The following is a 16,405-nucleotide window of genomic DNA, read 5'->3' as shown; positions in this document are numbered from 1 at the left end:
GATCGGTCCGCCGGAAAAGGGAGCCTGGGGCGTATGGACTCTTTCGAAATCAACAAGCTGATCGGCGGGCTGCTCGGAACCGTGTTCGTCGTGTTCTCCGTCGGCATCGTGTCCGATGCGCTGTTCGCCTCCCCCGCACCGGAAAAACCCGGCTTCGCCATCGAGGCGACCGAGGAGCCTGCCGAGGGCGGCCCGGCAGCCCCGGCGGCAGAAGCCAAGCCGATCGCCGACCTCCTGGCCAACGCCAATGTCGAGGCGGGTGCCGCCGTGTTCAAGAAGTGCCAGGCCTGCCACTCCGGCGAAAAGGGCGGGCCTAACAAGGTCGGCCCCGATCTGTGGGACGTCGTCGATCGTCCAGTGGCCTCTCACGAGGGCTTTGCCTATTCGGCTGGCATGAAGGAATATTCGAAGGCCGGCGCGGAGAAGTGGACCTACGAGAACCTCGACCACTTCCTCTTGTCGCCCAAGAAGGACGTGAAGGGCACCGCTATGGGTTTTGCCGGCCTGCCGAAGGATGAGGACCGCGCCAACGTCATCGCCTATCTGCGCACGCTGTCGGACAATCCGAAGCCACTGCCGACGCCTGGCGCTTCGGCGGCTGCACCCGCTGAAGGTGCGGCGCCGGCCAAGCCGGCAGAGGGTGCAGCACCTGCTGCTCCCGCACCAGCCCCTGCTGCTCCCGCACCAGCACCGGCGCAATAACGCAATTGTCATGTACATATCTTTAGGAAAGCCGGGCTCAGCCCGGCTTTTTTAATGGGAAAAGCGCATCTGCGGCGACAAAGCCGGCCTGTCGCGGTTTTCATGAGCGTCAAATGATCTAGATTGTCCGCTAAACAGCCATCGCGAAGAGGAGAAGGCATGACGGTTGGCCGAACGTTTCTAAGATCGGTGCTGGTTATGGCGGCTTTTGCCGGCGGCCTGCAGGCAACCTTCGCGGACGAATGGCGCACCACCTCGTCGCTGATCGGCGAATCCAAATATGGCGATAATTTCCAGCACTACGACTACGTCAATCCGAACGCGCCGAAGGGCGGCACGCTGAATTTGGTGGTGCTCGGCACGTTCGACAGCTTCAATCCCTATATCGTCCAGGGTTCGCCGGCAGCCGGCTTCACACAGTTCGGCGGCGGGCTGCTCTATGACACGCTGATGGAGCAGGCGACCGACGAGGGCAGCGTCAGCCATCCGCTGATCGCCGACGCCTACAAACATCCGGACGACTATTCCTCGGCGACCTACCGCCTGGACCCACGGGCCAGGTGGCACGACGGCCAGCCGATCACCACCGACGACGTCATCTGGTCGTTTCAGGTGCTGAAGGCCAACAGCCCGATGTACAGTCGCTATTTCGAGAATGTCACCGATGCCGTCGCGATCTCGGACCGCGAAGTCGAATTCCATTTCAGCCAGAAGGGCAATCGGGAGCTGCCGAAAATCATCGGCGATCTCGTCGTGCTGCCGAAGCACTGGTGGGAAGGTACCGACGCCAATGGCAAGAAGCGCGACGTCACCAGGCCGACGCTGGAGCCGCCGCTGGGGTCCGCCGCCTACAAGATCGCCAGCTTCAAGCCGGGCTCGGAAATCATCTGGCAGCGCGTGCCCGACTATTGGGCAGCCAAGCTGCCGGTGAAGATCGGCCGGGAGAACTTCGACACCCAGCGTTTCAGCTACTTTCTCGACGATAATGCGGCGTGGCAGGCCTTCACCAAAGGCGGGCTGGATGACATTAAGCCGGAAAACAGTTCGAGGCGCTGGAACACGGCCTATAATTTCCCGGCAGTCCAGGCTGGCGACGTCATCAAGAAGGAATTCAAGACCGCCTCACCCGAACCGATGCAGGCGTTCATGCTCAACACGAGACGTCCGTTGTTCAGGGATCGCCTGGTGCGCGCCGCGCTGACTTACCCGCTCGACTTCGAGTCGATGAACCGCACGCTGTTCTTCGGTTCCAACACCCGTACATCAAGCTATTTCCAAGGCACCGAACTGGCATCGAGCGGACTGCCGCAGGGCAAGGAACTGGAGATCCTTGAGCAATATCGCGACAAGCTGCCGCCCGAAATCTTCACCCAGGAATTCAAGCTGCCGGTCTACGATTCGCCACAGGCGGAGCGTAAGTATCTGAAGACTGCGGTCGATCTGTTCGCCAAGGCCGGTTGGGTGATCAAGGGCGGCAAAATGGTGAATGCCAAGACGGGCGAGCCGTTCAAGTTCGAAATCCTCGGCTGGAACGACACCGACCAGGTCCTTTCCAGTCCCTACATCGCCAATCTGCGCAAGATCGGTGTCGACGCCACGCTGCGGCTGATCGACCAGACCCAGTACGTCAACCGCGTCAACAACTTCGATTTCGATGTCACCATATCGCAGCTGGGACAGTCGGATTCGCCAGGCAACGAGCAGCGTGACTTCTGGAGCTCGAAGGCCACCGACACGCCTGGATCCCGCAACTATGCCGGCATCAAGAACCTGGTCGTCGATGCGCTGGTCGACCGCGTCATCTTCGCCACCGATCGCGACGATCTGGTTGCTGCCACCCATGCGCTCGACCGGGTGCTGCTGTGGAATTACTATGTCGTGCCGCAACACCATCGGTCGGTGGTCTGGATGGCCTATTGGAACAAGTTCGGCATCCCGGAAAAGCAACCGGCCTATAGCGGCGTCGATCAGAATTCCTGGTGGATCGACGCGGACAAGGAAAAGGCGCTGGCGGCAAAATACAAGAGTGGCAATTGATGGCGGCGCTCCCCCGGCGCGACTCTCTGGCCCGCCGCGACTTTCTGGCTCTGGGCGCCGCGGCCACGGCGGCAGCGCTGCTGCCAGGCCGGGCCTTCGCCGCCATCCCGACCGGCGTAAAGCTGCACGGCCTGTCGGCCTTCGGCGACCTTAAATATCCCGCGGACTTCACGCATTTCGACTATGTCAATCCGGACGCCCCCAAGGGCGGCCAGATGAATTTCGCACCGCCGAACTCCACCTTCAACCAGAGCTTTCTGACGTTCAACACGTTGAATTCCCTGGTGTTGAGGGGGGATTCGCCGCCGCGCACCGAACTCTGTTTCGATTCGCTGATGGCAAGCGCACTCGATGAGCCTGACGCGGTCTATGGCCTGCTTGCCGAGTCCGTTACCTTATCGCCGGACCGCAATGGCTTCCGCTTCAGCCTGCGACCGCAAGCGCGCTTCCACGACGGCTCGCCACTGACCGCTGAGGACGTCGCCTTCGCATTGAAACTTTACAAAGACAAAGGCCATCCGAACCTTTCCCAAGCGTTGCGGCATATGACTGAAGCGGTCGCGGTCGATCCGGTTACCGTCAACCTCACCTTCAACGGCAAACAGTCGGCGCAGAATATCCTTGCGATCGTCGCAATGCCGATCGTGTCCAAAGCCTTTTATACGGTCAACGAATTCGATGCCTCGACGATGAAACCGTCGCTCAGTTCCGGACCATACAAGGTGGGGCGCGTGGCGGCCGGACAGACCATCGAATATGAACGTGTCGCCGACTATTGGGGCCGCGATCTGGCCGTGAACCGCGGCCTCTACAACTTCGACCGCATCCGTATCGATTTTTACATCAATCGCCAGGCAGCGTTTGAAGCCTTGAAAAAGGGCGACACGCATTTTCGCGAGGAATTTACCGCACGGGTATGGGCGACCGGCTACGACTTTCCGTCGCTGAAGGACGGCAGGGTCATCAAACGTGAATTTCCCGGCGAGAAAACGCCGGACATGCAGGCTGTCGCGCTGAACCAGCGTCGTCCGCAATTCCGTGATGTGCGCGTGAGACGGGCGATCGCCAGTTGCTTCGATTTCGAATGGACCAAGCGGGTTCTGTTTTACGGCGCCTACGAGCGTTCGCACTCGAACTTCGAACAGTCGGATTACAAGGCCGAGGGCCTGCCCTCGCCCGAGGAATTGACCCTGCTGGAGCCGTTCCGAGCCGAGTTGCCGCCGGAAACCTTCGGCGAACCGGTGATGCAGCCTGTCTCCGACGGTTCGGGCCACGACCGTAAGCTGCTGCGTGAGGCTTCGAGACTGCTTGCCGAAGCCGGCTGGAAGCGAGCGGGCAATTTCGTCGTCAATGAAAAGGGCGAGCGACTGCGGGTGGAAATGCTGGCCGAGGACGATGGCATCGTTCGCCTTTTCTCCCCGTGGTCCGAGAATATGAAGGCGATCGGGATCGACGCTTCGATCCGGCAGGTCGATTCGACGCAATACGAAGCGCGGCAGAGCAATTTCGATTTCGATTTCAACCTGTTCAGATGGTCGATCGGGGCGACGCCGACTGCCGACGGCCTGGAAATCCTCTATGACTCCCGGATGGCGAAAATGCCGGGGATGCGCAACTATCCCGGCACGGAAAGCAAAGCCGTCGACGCGCTGATCGAGGCAGCCGGCAAGGCGCAGAGCCGGATCGAGCTGGTCACAGCGCTCAAAGCGCTCGATCGGGTCTTGCGCGCGCGGCTAGACTGGATTCCAACATATCATCTCGCGAATCACCGAGTCGCCTATTGGGACATGTTCGGCTTTCCCGAGCAGAAGCCCGATTTCGGCTTTCCGGTCGAGGTACTGTGGTGGTTCGACAAGGATAAGGCGGCAACGATTGGCAAAGCCTGAAATTTTCGCTCAAAGAACGCAGAGAGCCTGATGGGCGCCTATATCCTGCGCCGCATCCTGCTGATGATCCCGACCCTGTTCGGCATCATGGCTATCTCCTTCGCCGTCATCCAGTTCGCGCCGGGCGGGCCGGTCGAGCAGGTCATTGCCAGGCTGACCAACCAGGGCGGCAGCGACCGCCTTGGCGGCGGCGGTGGCGACGCGGGCGGCAGCAATGTCGACGTGGCCGGCGACGTCGGTTCGAAATATCGCGGCGCGCAGGGGCTCGACCCCGAATTCATCGCCAAGCTGGAAAAGCAGTTCGGCTTCGACAAGCCACCGCTCGAGCGCTTCGGCATGATGCTGTGGAACTACATCCGGTTTGATTTCGGCGACAGCTATTTCCGCGACATTTCAGTGATCGATCTGATCCTGGAGAAGATGCCGGTGTCGATCTCGATCGGGCTGTGGATCACGCTCCTCTCCTACCTGATCTCGATCCCGCTCGGCATCCGCAAGGCAGTCAAGGACGGCTCGGCATTCGACGTATGGACCAGCGGCGTCGTCATTGTCGGCTACGCCATTCCGGGCTTCCTGTTCGGCATCTTGCTGATGGTGCTGTTTGCCGGCGGATCGTTCTACGACTGGTTCCCGCTGCGCGGCATCACCTCCGACAATTGGGACCAGCTGTCCTGGCCGGCGCGGATCGTCGACTATTTCTGGCACATGACTTTGCCGCTGACGGCGCTGGTGTTGTCCGCCTTCGCCACCACGACGCTTCTGACCAAGAATTCGTTCCTCGAGGAAATCCGCAAGCAATATGTGGTGACCGCGCGCGCCAAGGGCCTGTCGGAACGGCAGGTTCTCTACGGACACGTCTTCCGCAACGCCATGCTGATCGTCGTCGCCGGCTTTCCGGGCGCCTTCATCTCAGCCTTCTTCACCGGCTCGCTGCTGATTGAGAATATCTTTTCGCTCGACGGCCTCGGCCTGCTCGGTTTCCGGTCGGTGGTCGAGCGCGATTACCCGGTGGTCTTCGCCAATCTCTACATCTTCTCGCTGCTTGGCCTGATTGTCGGGCTTCTGTCCGACCTGATCTATACCTGGGTCGACCCGCGCATCGACTTCGAGCGGAGAGACGTCTGATGGCCGGGGCCGTAGCCGAAACGGCGCCGGACCGGATTGCCCGGCCTTGGCTGTCACCGCTCAACCAGCGGCGCCTGCAGAATTTTAGGGCCAACCGGCGCGGCTATTGGTCGTTGTGGATCTTCCTCGTGCTTTTCGTGCTGTCGCTGTTTTCCGAATGGATCGCCAACGACAAACCGGTTCTCGTTTCCTACAAGGGAGAGATCCTGTTCCCGGTCGTGGTCGCTTATCCCGAGGAGAAGTTCGGCGGCTTTTATGCGGTCACCGACTATCGCGACCCGGTCATCCAGGACGAGATCAATGCCCATGGCTGGATGATCTGGCCGCCGGTCCGCTACTCCTACCGGACCGTCAACAACGCCATCCCCGAGGCGGCACCCACCAAGCCGTCCTGGCTCTACGACGTCAAGACACGTTGCAACCAGTATCCGCAAGGTGCCGCCGATCCCAATTGCGTCGTCGGCAATTGGAACTGGCTGGGCACCGACGACCAGGCACGCGACGTGCTGGCGCGCGTCATCTACGGGTTCAGGGTCTCGGTGCTGTTCGGCCTGATCCTCACCGCCGGATCGGCGCTGATCGGCGTGACGGCCGGCGCATTGCAGGGTTATTTCGGCGGCTGGACCGATCTTCTGTTTCAGCGCTTCATAGAAATCTGGTCGGCGATCCCGGTGCTCTATCTCTTGCTGATCGTCGCCGCCATTCTGCCGCCCGGCTTCTTCATCCTGCTCGGGCTGATGCTGCTGTTCTCCTGGGTGGCGCTGGTCGGGGTGGTGCGGGCCGAGTTCCTGCGCGCCCGCAACTTCGAGTATGTCAACGCGGCGCGCGCGCTCGGCGTGCCCAATGGCACCATCATGTTCCGACATCTGTTGCCCAATGCCATGGTGGCGACGCTGACCTTCCTGCCCTTCCTGCTCAGCGGCTCGATCTCGACGCTGACCTCGCTCGACTACCTTGGCTTCGGCCTGCCTCCGGGCTCGGCCTCGCTGGGCGAGCTCCTGAAGCAGGCGCAGCGCAACCTCAACGCACCATGGCTGGGCATTTCCGGCTTCGTCGTCATCTCGCTGATGCTGTCGCTGCTGGTCTTCGTCGGCGAGGCGACCCGCGACGCCTTCGATCCGCGCAAGACGTTCAGATGAGCGAAGCTCCTATCCTCTCCGTCCGCGATCTCAGCGTCGCCTTCGTGCAAGAAAGCCGCCAGTCGATGGCTGTCGACCACATCTCCTTCGACATCGCCAAGGGCGAGACGGTGGCGCTGGTCGGTGAATCCGGGTCCGGCAAATCAGTCACGGCCCTGTCGGTGCTGAAGCTGCTGCCCTATCCGGCCGCCAGCCATCCGTCGGGAAAGATCCTGTTCCAGGGCGCCGACCTGCTCGCCACCGACGAGAAGGCATTGCGCCGCGTGCGCGGCAACAAGATCACCATGATCTTCCAGGAGCCGATGACCTCGCTCAACCCGCTGCACACGATCGAGCAGCAGATCGTCGAGGTCCTGACGCTGCACCGGGGCCTGGGCGACCGCCAGGCCAAGGCGCGCACATTGGAGCTGCTCAACGAGGTCGGCATCCGCGAGCCGGAGAAGCGGCTCGACGCCTATCCGCACCAGCTTTCCGGCGGCCAGCGCCAGCGCGTCATGATCGCCATGGCGCTGGCCAACGAGCCGGAACTGCTGATCGCCGACGAGCCGACAACGGCGCTCGACGTCACCGTGCAGGCGCAGATCCTCGAACTGCTTGAGGAGCTGAAGAGCCGCAAGGGCATGTCGATGCTGTTCATCACCCACGATCTCGGCATCGTCAGAAAGATCGCCGACCGGGTCTGCGTGATGACAAAAGGCAAGATCGTCGAGACCGGGCCGACGAAGGATATTTTCGCCAACCCGCAGCATAGCTACACGCGGCATCTGCTGGCCGCCGAACCGAAGGGCAAGCCGCCGGCGGCCAACGCTGCCGCCAAGCCTGTGATGACGGGCCAGGACATAAAAGTCTGGTTTCCGATCAAGAAAGGCTTTTTTCGGCGCACCGTCGACAATGTGAAGGCGGTCGACGGCATCGACGTCACCGTGCGCGCCGGCCAGACGCTCGGCGTCGTCGGCGAATCCGGCTCGGGCAAGACGACGCTCGGCCTGGCGCTGGCCAGGATGATCTCTTCGACCGGGACCATTCGGTTCAACGGGCGCGACATCAACGAGCTGACTTTCAACGCCATGCGGCCGCTGCGGCGCGAGTTGCAGATCGTCTTCCAGGATCCGTTCGGGTCCTTGAGCCCGCGCATGTCGGTCTCCGAGATCATCGAGGAAGGGCTGAAGATCCACGAGCCGAAACTGTCGCCCGATGAACGTGATAAGCGCATCGTCGATGTGCTCGGAGAAGTCGGGCTCGATCCCGCCACGCGCAATCGCTATCCGCATGAGTTTTCCGGCGGCCAGCGCCAGCGCATCGCCATCGCCCGCGCCATGGTGCTCAACCCGCGCTTCGTCATGCTGGACGAGCCGACCTCGGCGCTCGATATGAGCGTGCAAGCACAGGTGGTCGACCTTCTGCGCAGCCTGCAGGCGAAGCACGACCTCGCCTATCTGTTCATCAGCCACGATCTGAAGGTCATCCGCGCGCTTGCCAACGACGTCATCGTCATGCGCAATGGCAGGATCGTCGAGGCCGGCCCCTCCGAACAGATTTTCGAACGGCCGCAGACCGACTATACCAAGGCGCTGATCTCGGCCGCGTTCAGGATCGAGACGGCGCCGGTCGGCATCGTCAGCGAGTGACAGGGTCGCGTAAATAGGAAAAAGAATCCGAAATGGAAAAAGGCCGTATCCTGCTTGCCGTCACCGGCTTTCATCCGCAACGCTGGCGCGAACTCTTGTCGGCGGAACGCGAGGTGGTGCTCGAGCCGGACGGCGCCAGCGATCCCTCGATCACCTATGCGGTGGTTTGGAAGCAGCGGCCGAACCTTCTGTCGTCTCTGCCCAATCTGCGCGCCATCTTTTCGATCGGCGCCGGCGTCGACCACATCTTGGCCGATCCCACTGTGCCCGACGTGCCGATCGTGAAGGTCGTCGCCGACAACCTGACCCAGTACATGACCGAATATGTCGTCTGGCGGGTGCTCGATCATCACCGCCAGGGCATGCTCTACCGAACGCAGCAGAAAAGGAAGATCTGGCACGAGCCGCCGCAGCGCCCGGCCGGCGACATCTCTGTCGGCATCATGGGGCTCGGCACGCTTGGCCGCGCAGCAGCGTCGGTGCTTTTATCGCTCGGCTTTGCGGTCAATGGCTGGTCGCGCAGCGAGCGGCCGATGAAGGGCGTTTCGACCTATGCTGGCGAGGCCGGATTGATCCCCTTCCTCAATGCCACCGACATTCTGGTGGTGCTTTTGCCGCTCACGCCGCACACGCAAGGTATCGTCAATTACGGCGTGCTGAAGGAGCTGAGGAAACGCAACGGCCTCGGTGGCTCGGTGCTGATCAATGCCGGGCGCGGCCGCCTGCAGAAGGATGCCGACATCGCGCGCGCGCTGGAGGACGGCACGCTGAAGGAAGCGAGCCTCGACGTGTTCGAGGTCGAGCCGCTGCCGAAGACCAGCCCGCTATGGAGCCACCCGAAGGTGTTCGTGACGCCGCATGCGGCGGCGACCTCGGACCCCGTCCATCTGGCGCCGATCATGCTGCGCCAGATGGCCGCCTTCGAGCGCGGCGAGAAGCTCGAGAACCTGGTGGATCGCGACGCGGGGTATTAACTAGGCAAGCCAAGCTTGGTCTGCTTGGCCGGCTTGCCACATTCGCGGCGGGCGATCGACCGGTTCATGGCGTCGATCCGGCCGCTTGCCTGTTCGACGTCACGCTGGGTCTTGGAACGGACGTCCGGCGTGAATGGGCCGAGGCCCACCCCCGGATCGGAGAAGGACGGCTTGGCATCCTGCGAAAGGCGATATCGCTGCGCCAGCTCGTTTCGTTGCGCCAGCAATTGATCGCAAGGCACGCTATCATATTGCAGCGACGACTGGACATTCTCATCCTGTCGTTCGGCCATCGAGGCGCCGGCGCAGCCGGCCATCGCCAGGCAAGATGCCAAGACCACCAAGTTCCAGCGCATGGAATGTCCTCCGTATCGATGTCCCGCCCTTTCGGGCATGCGAATCGGGCTTTTTCGCAGCCTGTGCCACACGTGGCGCAGGTGAACGAAAAAGGGCGCCGGACGAGGCCCAAAAACGGAGGTCCCGCCGGCCGTTGCCTGTAGGCCGAGTCAGCAGTCACTTGCAACAGGCTTCCCGCGCCGGAATTAGCAACTATCTCTAAGCCATGCGCGCCAGCGACCTGCTTCATCCCCGGCCTGAGGGCCTCTATTGCCCACCCGGCGATTTTTTCATCGATCCGGTGCGGCCGGTCGACCGGGCGCTGATCACGCACGGCCATTCCGACCATGCCCGTTCCGGCCACCGCTCGGTGCTGGCCACACAACAGACGCTGGACATTATGGGGCTTCGCTACGGCGAAGGCTTTGCCGGGACGACGCAAGCGGCCGCACTTGGCGAGACGATTGCGCTGAACGACGTCACCGTAACCTTCCATCCGGCCGGCCATGTGCTCGGCTCGGCGCAGATCGAGGTCGTGCATCAGGGCACATGCATCGTCGCGTCGGGCGACTACAAGCGCCAGATGGACGCGACTTGCGAGCCGTTCGAACCGGTCAAATGCGACGTATTCATAACCGAGGCGACCTTCGGCCTGCCGGTGTTCCGCCATCCGCACGATACCGAAGAGATCGCCCGCCTGCTGAAATCGACGGCGCAGTTTCCCGAACGCGCGCATCTGGTCGGCGCCTATGCGCTCGGCAAGGCGCAGCGCGTCATGCGCTTGCTGCGCGATGCCGGCTACGACAGGCCGATCTACATCCACGGCGCGCTGGCCAAGCTCAGCGACTACTACCAGGGCCAGGGCATCGACCTCGGGACACTGGAGCCGGCGACGGTCGAAAGCGGTGGCAAGGGCGATTTCACCGGCGCCGTCATCGTCGGCCCGCCTTCGGCCTTCGCCGACCGCTGGGCGCGGCGCTTTCCCGATCCGATCTCGTGCTTTGCGTCCGGCTGGATGCGCATCCGCCAGCGCGCCAAACAGGGCGGCGTCGAGCTGCCGCTGATCATTTCCGACCATTCCGACTGGGACGAACTGACCGCGACGATCAAGGAGACCGGCGCCGGGGAAATCTGGGTGACGCATGGCCGCGAGGAGGCCCTGGTGCGCTGGTGCGAGCTCGAAGGCATTGCCGCGCGGCCGCTGCATCTCGTCGGCTATGAGGACGAGGGCGATTGATGGCGGGAGGTTCGGTGGTCACCTGCGCAGAGCTCTACGGCGCCCCCCTCTGTCCTGCCGGACATCTCCCCCTCAAGGGGGGAGATCGGATGTCGCGCCGGCTTTCGCCAATCACTGACGTTGCAGGACGGGCGGCAAGAACGAAACTGCCAATCTCCCCCCTCGTGGGGGAGATGTCCGGCAGGACAGAGGGGGGCGCGAAGGATCGCAAGCTTTCCCGATTGGCCTGGCGCGTACCCTCATGAACCGCTTCGCCGAACTCCTCGATCGCCTCGTCCTGACGCCGTCGCGCAATGGCAAGTTGACGCTGCTGACCGATTACTTTCGCAGCGTCGAGGATCCGGATCGCGGCCTGGCGCTGGCCGCCATCACCGGCGATCTCACCATCGCGGCGGTCAAGCCGGCGATGCTGCGCATGCTGGTGATGGAGCGCATGGACCCGGTGCTGTTCGGCTATTCCTATGACTATGTCGGCGACCTGGCGGAGACGGTGTCGCTGGTCTGGCCGCAATCGCCCGAGGATATCATCAACCACGAGCCGACGCTCTCCGAGGTCGTGGCAAAGCTGCAGGCGGCGAGCCGTTCCGATGGACCGAAGGTGCTGGCCGGATTGCTCGACAGCGCCAGCATCTCGGCGCGCTTCGCCATCATAAAGCTGGTGACCGGCGGCCTGCGCATCGGCGTCTCGGCGCGGCTGGCCAAGCAGGCGCTGGCCGATCTCGGCAAGGTCGACATCGCCGAGATCGAGGAGCTGTGGCATGGGCTGACGCCGCCGTATGCCGAGCTGTTCGCCTGGCTGGAAGGCAAGGCCGAGAAACCTGAGAAAACGGCGCTGGCGCTGTTCCGGCCGGTGATGCTGTCGACGCCGGTCGGCGACGGCGATCTCGAAAAGCTCGATCCGACCGACTACGCCGCCGAATGGAAATGGGACGGCATCCGCGTCCAGGCGGTTTGCGAAGGCGGTGTGCGCCGGCTCTATTCGCGCACCGGCGACGACGTCTCCGGTGCCTTTCCGGATCTCGCCGACGCTATGGACTTTTCCGCCACCCTCGACGGCGAGCTTCTGGTCGGCGATCCCTTGCAGGCGACCGGCACTTTCTCGGACCTGCAGCAGCGGCTGAACCGTAAGAGCGTGACGCTGAAGATCCAGCAGCAATACCCGGCCTTCATGCGCTGCTACGACATGCTTCAGATCGGCGACGAGGACTTGCGGCCGCTCTCCTTCCACGAGCGGCGCAGCCGCCTCGAAGCCTTCGTCAGGAGTCTCGATCCGAGCCGCTTCGATCTTTCGCCGCTGGTCGAGTTCACCGACTGGCAGGCGCTGGAGGAATTGCGCCGCAAGCCGCTGCATCCGGTCATCGAAGGCGTAATGTTGAAGCGCTGGGATTCGCCCTATGTCGCCGGTCGGCCGAAAGGCCCATGGTTCAAATGGAAGCGCGATCCGCACACGGTCGACGCCGTGCTGATGTATGCCCAGCGCGGCCACGGCAAACGTTCGAGCTTTTATTCCGATTACACGTTCGGCGTCTGGTCCGGGCCGGAAGGGTCGGAGGAACTGGTGCCGGTGGGCAAGGCCTATTTCGGTTTCACCGACGAAGAACTGAGGCAGATCGACAAATATGTCCGCGACAACACGATCGAGCGTTTCGGCCCGGTCCGCTCGGTGCGAGCCGACCGCAGACAAGGCCTCGTGCTGGAGGTGGCGTTCGAAGGACTCAACCGCTCGACACGGCACAAATCCGGCGTCGCCATGCGCTTTCCGCGCATTTCACGGCTGCGCTGGGACAAGCCGGCGGCCGAAGCCGACCGCATCGAGACGCTGCAGGCCCTGCTCGACCGTTAGAGCGACGTGCGTCCAATTGGACGCACAAAGTACGCTCTAACACTTTTGGATGCGTTGAAGCTCAAGGAACGATCGAGACGCGGATCTCGTAGATGTCGACCGACTTGCCCTGCTTGTCGAAGTCGGAATTGATGGCGATGGTGCCGGCAGCACCCGGACGCTTGTCGGGAAACCGCACGTCGAACAGATATTCGTTGTTCTCATGGCCGACCGCGTAGCGCTTGCGGCCGCAGTCACCGAGTTCGCCGAAATTGCAATCGACGGAGATCTGCGTCTCCTTGCCTTCCTCGGAGCGGGCGATGATGTCGAACACGGCGTGCTTGCCGGCGAGCCTTTCCAGCACGCCTTGCCCAACGTCAAAGCTGATGGCCGAGCCGGAGGCGCCCGACCGGATGCGCAGGAAGGAGCCGCTGTCGTCCTGCATGACTTCGGCCTTGGCATCCGAAGGCGCACTGACAAGCGCCGGGTCGCTCGGCGAAAACACATTGATCCAGTCGCGATCCTCATCCGCCGCACCGGGGGTCAGCGGCGAGGCCGTGTCGCTTGGCGGCGTGAAATCATCGTCCTCCACCGTCGGAGGCGCTTGCGGCGGCGCCGTGTCGAGTTGGGCCGCCGACTTGAAGACGCCGGTCTGCGCAGCGAAATAGAGGCCGATGCCGGCGGCGGCGAGCAACGTGACGCCGAGGAAGATTGCGGTGAGAGGCAGGCGGGGGCCTCTCACCCGCCTCTCGTCGCGGTCGGGCATCACCTCTGCGTCGTCGTCTCGGGTCGATGCAGGGGACGACATGTCGATCTCCGGCACATCGGCAGAAACCGCCTCGGGCATGATATCGGGAACGACCGGCAAGACGCGCGACCGGGGCATATCGGATGCACGAGGCCCTACCGGACCGTCGACAACGACGTCAGGCGACGGCGCGGGTCCAGCATCGGCATCCGCGCCCGGTTCGACATTGGCTTCAGCTTCAGCTTCGGCTGCGCTGTCAGCCGGCTTCTCCGTCGCCGGTGCTGCGGCGTCATCATCGGTCGGTAGGGCGACATCGGGAACCGCCGGCAGGAACTCGGATTCGATTTCCGTGATCTTGGCCTGCACCGCCTTGCGGCGCTTGATGGCGACTTCCACCGTCACGCTCGGGTTGGCCTGCAGGGCGCGGTCCAGTGCGGCGAAGGCCGATCGGTAGACCCGCTCGCGAAACGCCCGGTCGTCGGCATTGCCTTTTTCGAAGGCGTTCCGGATCGCTTTTTCGATCGCGTCCAAGCGGGATCCCTCTGCACGTACGGTCACATTGTCATGATCGTTAGCCGTAGGCGACCAATCAATCAACGGGCCAGCGGCCGCATTCTACCTTGGCGACGCATCCAAGGCCCATTTCGGCGATTTTCGGTAAAGGAATCAACATTTTTCACCGATTTTCTCGCCACGGCGCCAACGTGGCGGTCGCGCGACCTGCCGGTGCGGCATCACGCGACCGCATGGCGGATCGGTGCGGCCCCCTTATAGGCCCGGCATGAGCCCCAACGCGAAATGCCAAAGTCCCATCTTGAATTTGTGGCGGGTTGCGTTTATCACCCAGCGCATCTTGGAGGCCCTGGCTTCCCGGGCCGCTTTAGCTCAGTTGGTAGAGCACATCATTCGTAATGATGGGGTCAGGTGTTCGAGTCACCTAAGCGGCACCACTATTTCTCAAGGCTTTGCGGGTTCTGAGGGTATGGCAGAAACCGCGTGGTAGCACGCTGTCTTCAGCGGCGCCTTTTCGCCCCTTGCCTCATGTACAGGCTCGCCTCCGTCTTCCTCAATTTCAAACGCGCCCATCATCAGGATGCGAGCGACCCAGCGCACGATCCCGTCCGTCGGGATCTGAAAGACAAATGAGCGCAAATGAAACCCAATTGAGACACAACTGAAACACATCTACGCGCAGGCGACATGCACGCGAAACGTTTTGGCAGGATGTTCCGAGCCTCACAAGGCCAGCAACGCAGGAGCGTCGCCGATGACACCCGACCAGATCAGACTTGTCCAGGACAGTTTTCGCGAGGTCGTCGCAATACGCGTGGCCGCCGCCGCGCTGTTCTATGAACGCCTGTTCGCGATCGACGCGGATCTTCGCACGCTGTTTCCGGTGACAGACATGGCCAAGCAAGGCGCCAAGCTGATGGCGAGCCTGGGCTTCGTCGTGCACGGATTGGACCGTGCCGACACCATTCTCCCGACGGTGCGCGTGCTCGCCAGGCGTCACGTGACCTACGGCGTCAAGGAGCATCATTACCCGATCGTCGGGCAAGCGCTCATCGAGACGCTGGCGGCCGGCCTCGGTGAGGCTTTCACGCCGGCCGTGCGCGACTCTTGGGAGGCAGCCTACGGGTTGCTCGCAAGCGTGATGATCGCGGCTGCCCGCGAGGATCAGCTCGCAGCGTGATTTATTGGGATGCAGCCGAAGGCGACCATCCACCCGAACGACAATTCTAAATGGAGAGAAAAACGATGTTCAGATACACAGCTCTTGCAGCGCTTTGCGTTGCGGCAAGTTCCGCTTCTGCCGGCGAACTCACGGCCCGTCAGGGTGGGACCGTCGATCTCGGCAACTTTCACGGCGTCGTCTACTACACCGAGGCCGATGACGGCTATCGAGTGGTCACCACGATGGCGGCGGGCGAAGAAAACCTGCCCGTGCGCTTCGTCGCGACCCTCACCGAAGGCCAGGCGATGGTGATCTCGGTTCCGGGCGAGTTGGCAAAACCCGGCCAGACACTCGAAATCTCGCGCGCCAAAGGCAAGCTCGTCGTCGCGAAGGTCGAGTCCACCCAGTAACGGGTGGAAGTTGACGTCGCGACGCAACCGGGTAGTCTTGCGCTTGCTTTCCGCGCCTCCAACAACGCGAAGAGACAATCGGCACCACCTTTGGGATGGCTATCATTCCAACCTCGGAGAACGAGATGCTCAAGGTGCAACGCGCAGAAGTTCGATTTCGGCTTTTTGAGCGCGGACGATTTTTCCTTGTCCTGCTAGGCGCCGGTGCACTTGCGTCGGCCGCCTTTGCCGATGTCGTCGAGCCCCCGACCCTCGCCGTCGCGGATTTCGAGTTCAGGGATACGTCAGGCGAAGTCAGAGACCAGACCGCCGAACACGAAACGCGACTGAAGGCGTTTGGCGTTGCATTGCGGGATGGTCTTTCGGAGAAGATCGACCTCGTCGCATTACCCTGTCAGGCAGAACGGTGCACCATCAGGGACCCCGGCCTTGTCGATCTCTCGAAGCAGGCAAGAACAGCCAGCGCGAACTATCTACTGATCGGTCAGATGCACAAGATGAGCACGCTGGTTGGCTGGGTGAAGTTTGCAGTGCTGGATTTGAACAACAACAAGCCTGTCTGCGATCGATACCTGACTTACCGGGGAGATACCGACGAAGCGTGGCGACGAGCAGCAGAGTTCACGGCGCGCGACATCGAGAAGCACTGCATTCCGTAGGTGCGTCTCTATCACCAACGCATCTTG

Annotated in this window: 14 protein-coding genes and 1 tRNA gene; 13 read left to right on the top strand and 2 right to left on the bottom strand. The window is 62.4% G+C overall.

All coding sequences use genetic code 11. The features are described 5' to 3' along the window. Positions 1-33: 33 nt before the first annotated feature. The 7 genes from EOC94_RS10175 (at position 34) to EOC94_RS10145 (ending at position 9,491) form a co-directional block, all read left to right on the top strand. Positions 34-702, top strand: a complete 669-nt coding sequence (locus EOC94_RS10175; RefSeq protein WP_126103781.1) for a cytochrome c family protein — start codon at positions 34-36, stop codon at positions 700-702. Between the two features lie 159 nt (positions 703-861). Then, entirely contained in the window at positions 862-2,739 is a 1,878-nt protein-coding gene (locus tag EOC94_RS10170; protein ID WP_127290205.1) for an extracellular solute-binding protein, read from the top strand. Beyond that, the gene (locus EOC94_RS10165; RefSeq protein ID WP_127290203.1) at positions 2,739-4,625 is read left to right on the top strand and encodes an extracellular solute-binding protein; all 1,887 of its coding nucleotides are present in this window, start codon (positions 2,739-2,741) and stop codon (positions 4,623-4,625) included. The genes EOC94_RS10170 and EOC94_RS10165 overlap by 1 nt, the downstream gene beginning before the upstream one ends. Before the next feature lie 30 nt (positions 4,626-4,655). After that, the gene (locus tag EOC94_RS10160) at positions 4,656-5,750 is read left to right on the top strand and encodes a microcin C ABC transporter permease YejB (RefSeq protein ID WP_127290201.1); all 1,095 of its coding nucleotides are present in this window, start codon (positions 4,656-4,658) and stop codon (positions 5,748-5,750) included. After that, positions 5,750-6,889: an ABC transporter permease gene (locus EOC94_RS10155; RefSeq protein ID WP_127290199.1), complete on the top strand. Its 1,140-nt coding sequence runs from the start codon at positions 5,750-5,752 to the stop codon at positions 6,887-6,889. Before EOC94_RS10160 ends, EOC94_RS10155 begins: the two co-directional genes overlap by 1 nt. Beyond that, positions 6,886-8,517: an ABC transporter ATP-binding protein gene (locus EOC94_RS10150; RefSeq protein WP_127290197.1), complete on the top strand. Its 1,632-nt coding sequence runs from the start codon at positions 6,886-6,888 to the stop codon at positions 8,515-8,517. The genes EOC94_RS10155 and EOC94_RS10150 overlap by 4 nt, the downstream gene beginning before the upstream one ends. 32 nt (positions 8,518-8,549) lie before the next feature. Continuing rightward, on the top strand, positions 8,550-9,491 hold the full coding sequence (locus EOC94_RS10145; RefSeq protein ID WP_127290195.1) for a glyoxylate/hydroxypyruvate reductase A: 942 nt from the start codon (positions 8,550-8,552) through the stop codon (positions 9,489-9,491). Here the strand turns inward: EOC94_RS10145 and EOC94_RS10140 are convergent. Beyond that, positions 9,488-9,847, bottom strand: a complete 360-nt coding sequence (locus EOC94_RS10140; RefSeq protein WP_095487778.1) for a hypothetical protein — start codon at positions 9,845-9,847, stop codon at positions 9,488-9,490. The genes EOC94_RS10145 and EOC94_RS10140 overlap by 4 nt on opposite strands. 206 nt (positions 9,848-10,053) lie before the next feature. Between EOC94_RS10140 and EOC94_RS10135 the strand changes: the two genes are divergently transcribed. Both EOC94_RS10135 and EOC94_RS10125 read left to right on the top strand, forming a co-directional pair. After that, positions 10,054-11,064: a ligase-associated DNA damage response exonuclease gene (locus tag EOC94_RS10135; RefSeq protein ID WP_127290193.1), complete on the top strand. Its 1,011-nt coding sequence runs from the start codon at positions 10,054-10,056 to the stop codon at positions 11,062-11,064. A 241-nt stretch (positions 11,065-11,305) separates the two neighbouring features. Continuing rightward, positions 11,306-12,907, top strand: coding sequence for a cisplatin damage response ATP-dependent DNA ligase (locus EOC94_RS10125; RefSeq protein WP_127290191.1), 1,602 nt, complete (start codon positions 11,306-11,308; stop codon positions 12,905-12,907). Between the two features lie 61 nt (positions 12,908-12,968). On the opposite strand, the gene EOC94_RS10120 is transcribed toward EOC94_RS10125, so the two are convergent. Further along, a complete protein-coding gene (locus EOC94_RS10120; protein ID WP_185928201.1) occupies positions 12,969-14,165 on the bottom strand; it encodes a hypothetical protein in 1,197 nt (398 codons plus the stop codon). A gap of 343 nt (positions 14,166-14,508) precedes the next feature. Between EOC94_RS10120 and EOC94_RS10115 the strand changes: the two genes are divergently transcribed. From EOC94_RS10115 to EOC94_RS10100, 4 genes are all read left to right on the top strand, one after another. After that, positions 14,509-14,584 (top strand) — tRNA-Thr (locus EOC94_RS10115). A gap of 317 nt (positions 14,585-14,901) precedes the next feature. After that, positions 14,902-15,327 carry a globin family protein gene (locus tag EOC94_RS10110; protein ID WP_127290187.1) on the top strand — a complete coding sequence of 142 codons (426 nt, stop codon included), beginning with the start codon at positions 14,902-14,904 and terminating at the stop codon, positions 15,325-15,327. A 65-nt stretch (positions 15,328-15,392) separates the two neighbouring features. Then, a complete protein-coding gene (locus tag EOC94_RS10105; protein ID WP_126103790.1) occupies positions 15,393-15,719 on the top strand; it encodes a hypothetical protein in 327 nt (108 codons plus the stop codon). A gap of 125 nt (positions 15,720-15,844) precedes the next feature. Then, complete coding sequence (locus EOC94_RS10100; protein ID WP_164547047.1) at positions 15,845-16,378, top strand: DUF2380 domain-containing protein; 534 nt, start codon at positions 15,845-15,847, stop codon at positions 16,376-16,378. Positions 16,379-16,405: the final 27 nt, after the last annotated feature.

The organism is Mesorhizobium sp. M6A.T.Ce.TU.016.01.1.1, assembly GCF_003997065.1.
GTDB classification, from domain to species: domain Bacteria; phylum Pseudomonadota; class Alphaproteobacteria; order Rhizobiales; family Rhizobiaceae; genus Mesorhizobium; species Mesorhizobium mediterraneum.
The sequence above is the reverse complement of the archived record's forward strand: the minus strand, read 5'-3'. Positions and strand labels throughout refer to the sequence as shown.

Bases quoted from the DNA above. Each gene is read 5' to 3' on its own strand.
- EOC94_RS10100 (WP_164547047.1), top strand. From the start codon at position 15,845: ATGCTCAAGGTGCAACGCGCAGAAGTTCGATTTCGGCTTTTTGAGCGC.
- EOC94_RS10160 (WP_127290201.1), top strand. From the start codon at position 4,656: ATGGGCGCCTATATCCTGCGCCGCATCCTGCTGATGATCCCGACCCTG.
- EOC94_RS10170 (WP_127290205.1), top strand. From the start codon at position 862: ATGACGGTTGGCCGAACGTTTCTAAGATCGGTGCTGGTTATGGCGGCT.
- EOC94_RS10175 (WP_126103781.1), top strand. From the start codon at position 34: ATGGACTCTTTCGAAATCAACAAGCTGATCGGCGGGCTGCTCGGAACC.
- EOC94_RS10125 (WP_127290191.1), top strand. From the start codon at position 11,306: ATGAACCGCTTCGCCGAACTCCTCGATCGCCTCGTCCTGACGCCGTCG.
- EOC94_RS10140 (WP_095487778.1), bottom strand. From the start codon at position 9,847: ATGCGCTGGAACTTGGTGGTCTTGGCATCTTGCCTGGCGATGGCCGGC.
- EOC94_RS10105 (WP_126103790.1), top strand. From the start codon at position 15,393: ATGTTCAGATACACAGCTCTTGCAGCGCTTTGCGTTGCGGCAAGTTCC.
- EOC94_RS10135 (WP_127290193.1), top strand. From the start codon at position 10,054: ATGCGCGCCAGCGACCTGCTTCATCCCCGGCCTGAGGGCCTCTATTGC.
- EOC94_RS10145 (WP_127290195.1), top strand. From the start codon at position 8,550: ATGGAAAAAGGCCGTATCCTGCTTGCCGTCACCGGCTTTCATCCGCAA.
- EOC94_RS10155 (WP_127290199.1), top strand. From the start codon at position 5,750: ATGGCCGGGGCCGTAGCCGAAACGGCGCCGGACCGGATTGCCCGGCCT.
- EOC94_RS10150 (WP_127290197.1), top strand. From the start codon at position 6,886: ATGAGCGAAGCTCCTATCCTCTCCGTCCGCGATCTCAGCGTCGCCTTC.
- EOC94_RS10165 (WP_127290203.1), top strand. From the start codon at position 2,739: ATGGCGGCGCTCCCCCGGCGCGACTCTCTGGCCCGCCGCGACTTTCTG.
- EOC94_RS10110 (WP_127290187.1), top strand. From the start codon at position 14,902: ATGACACCCGACCAGATCAGACTTGTCCAGGACAGTTTTCGCGAGGTC.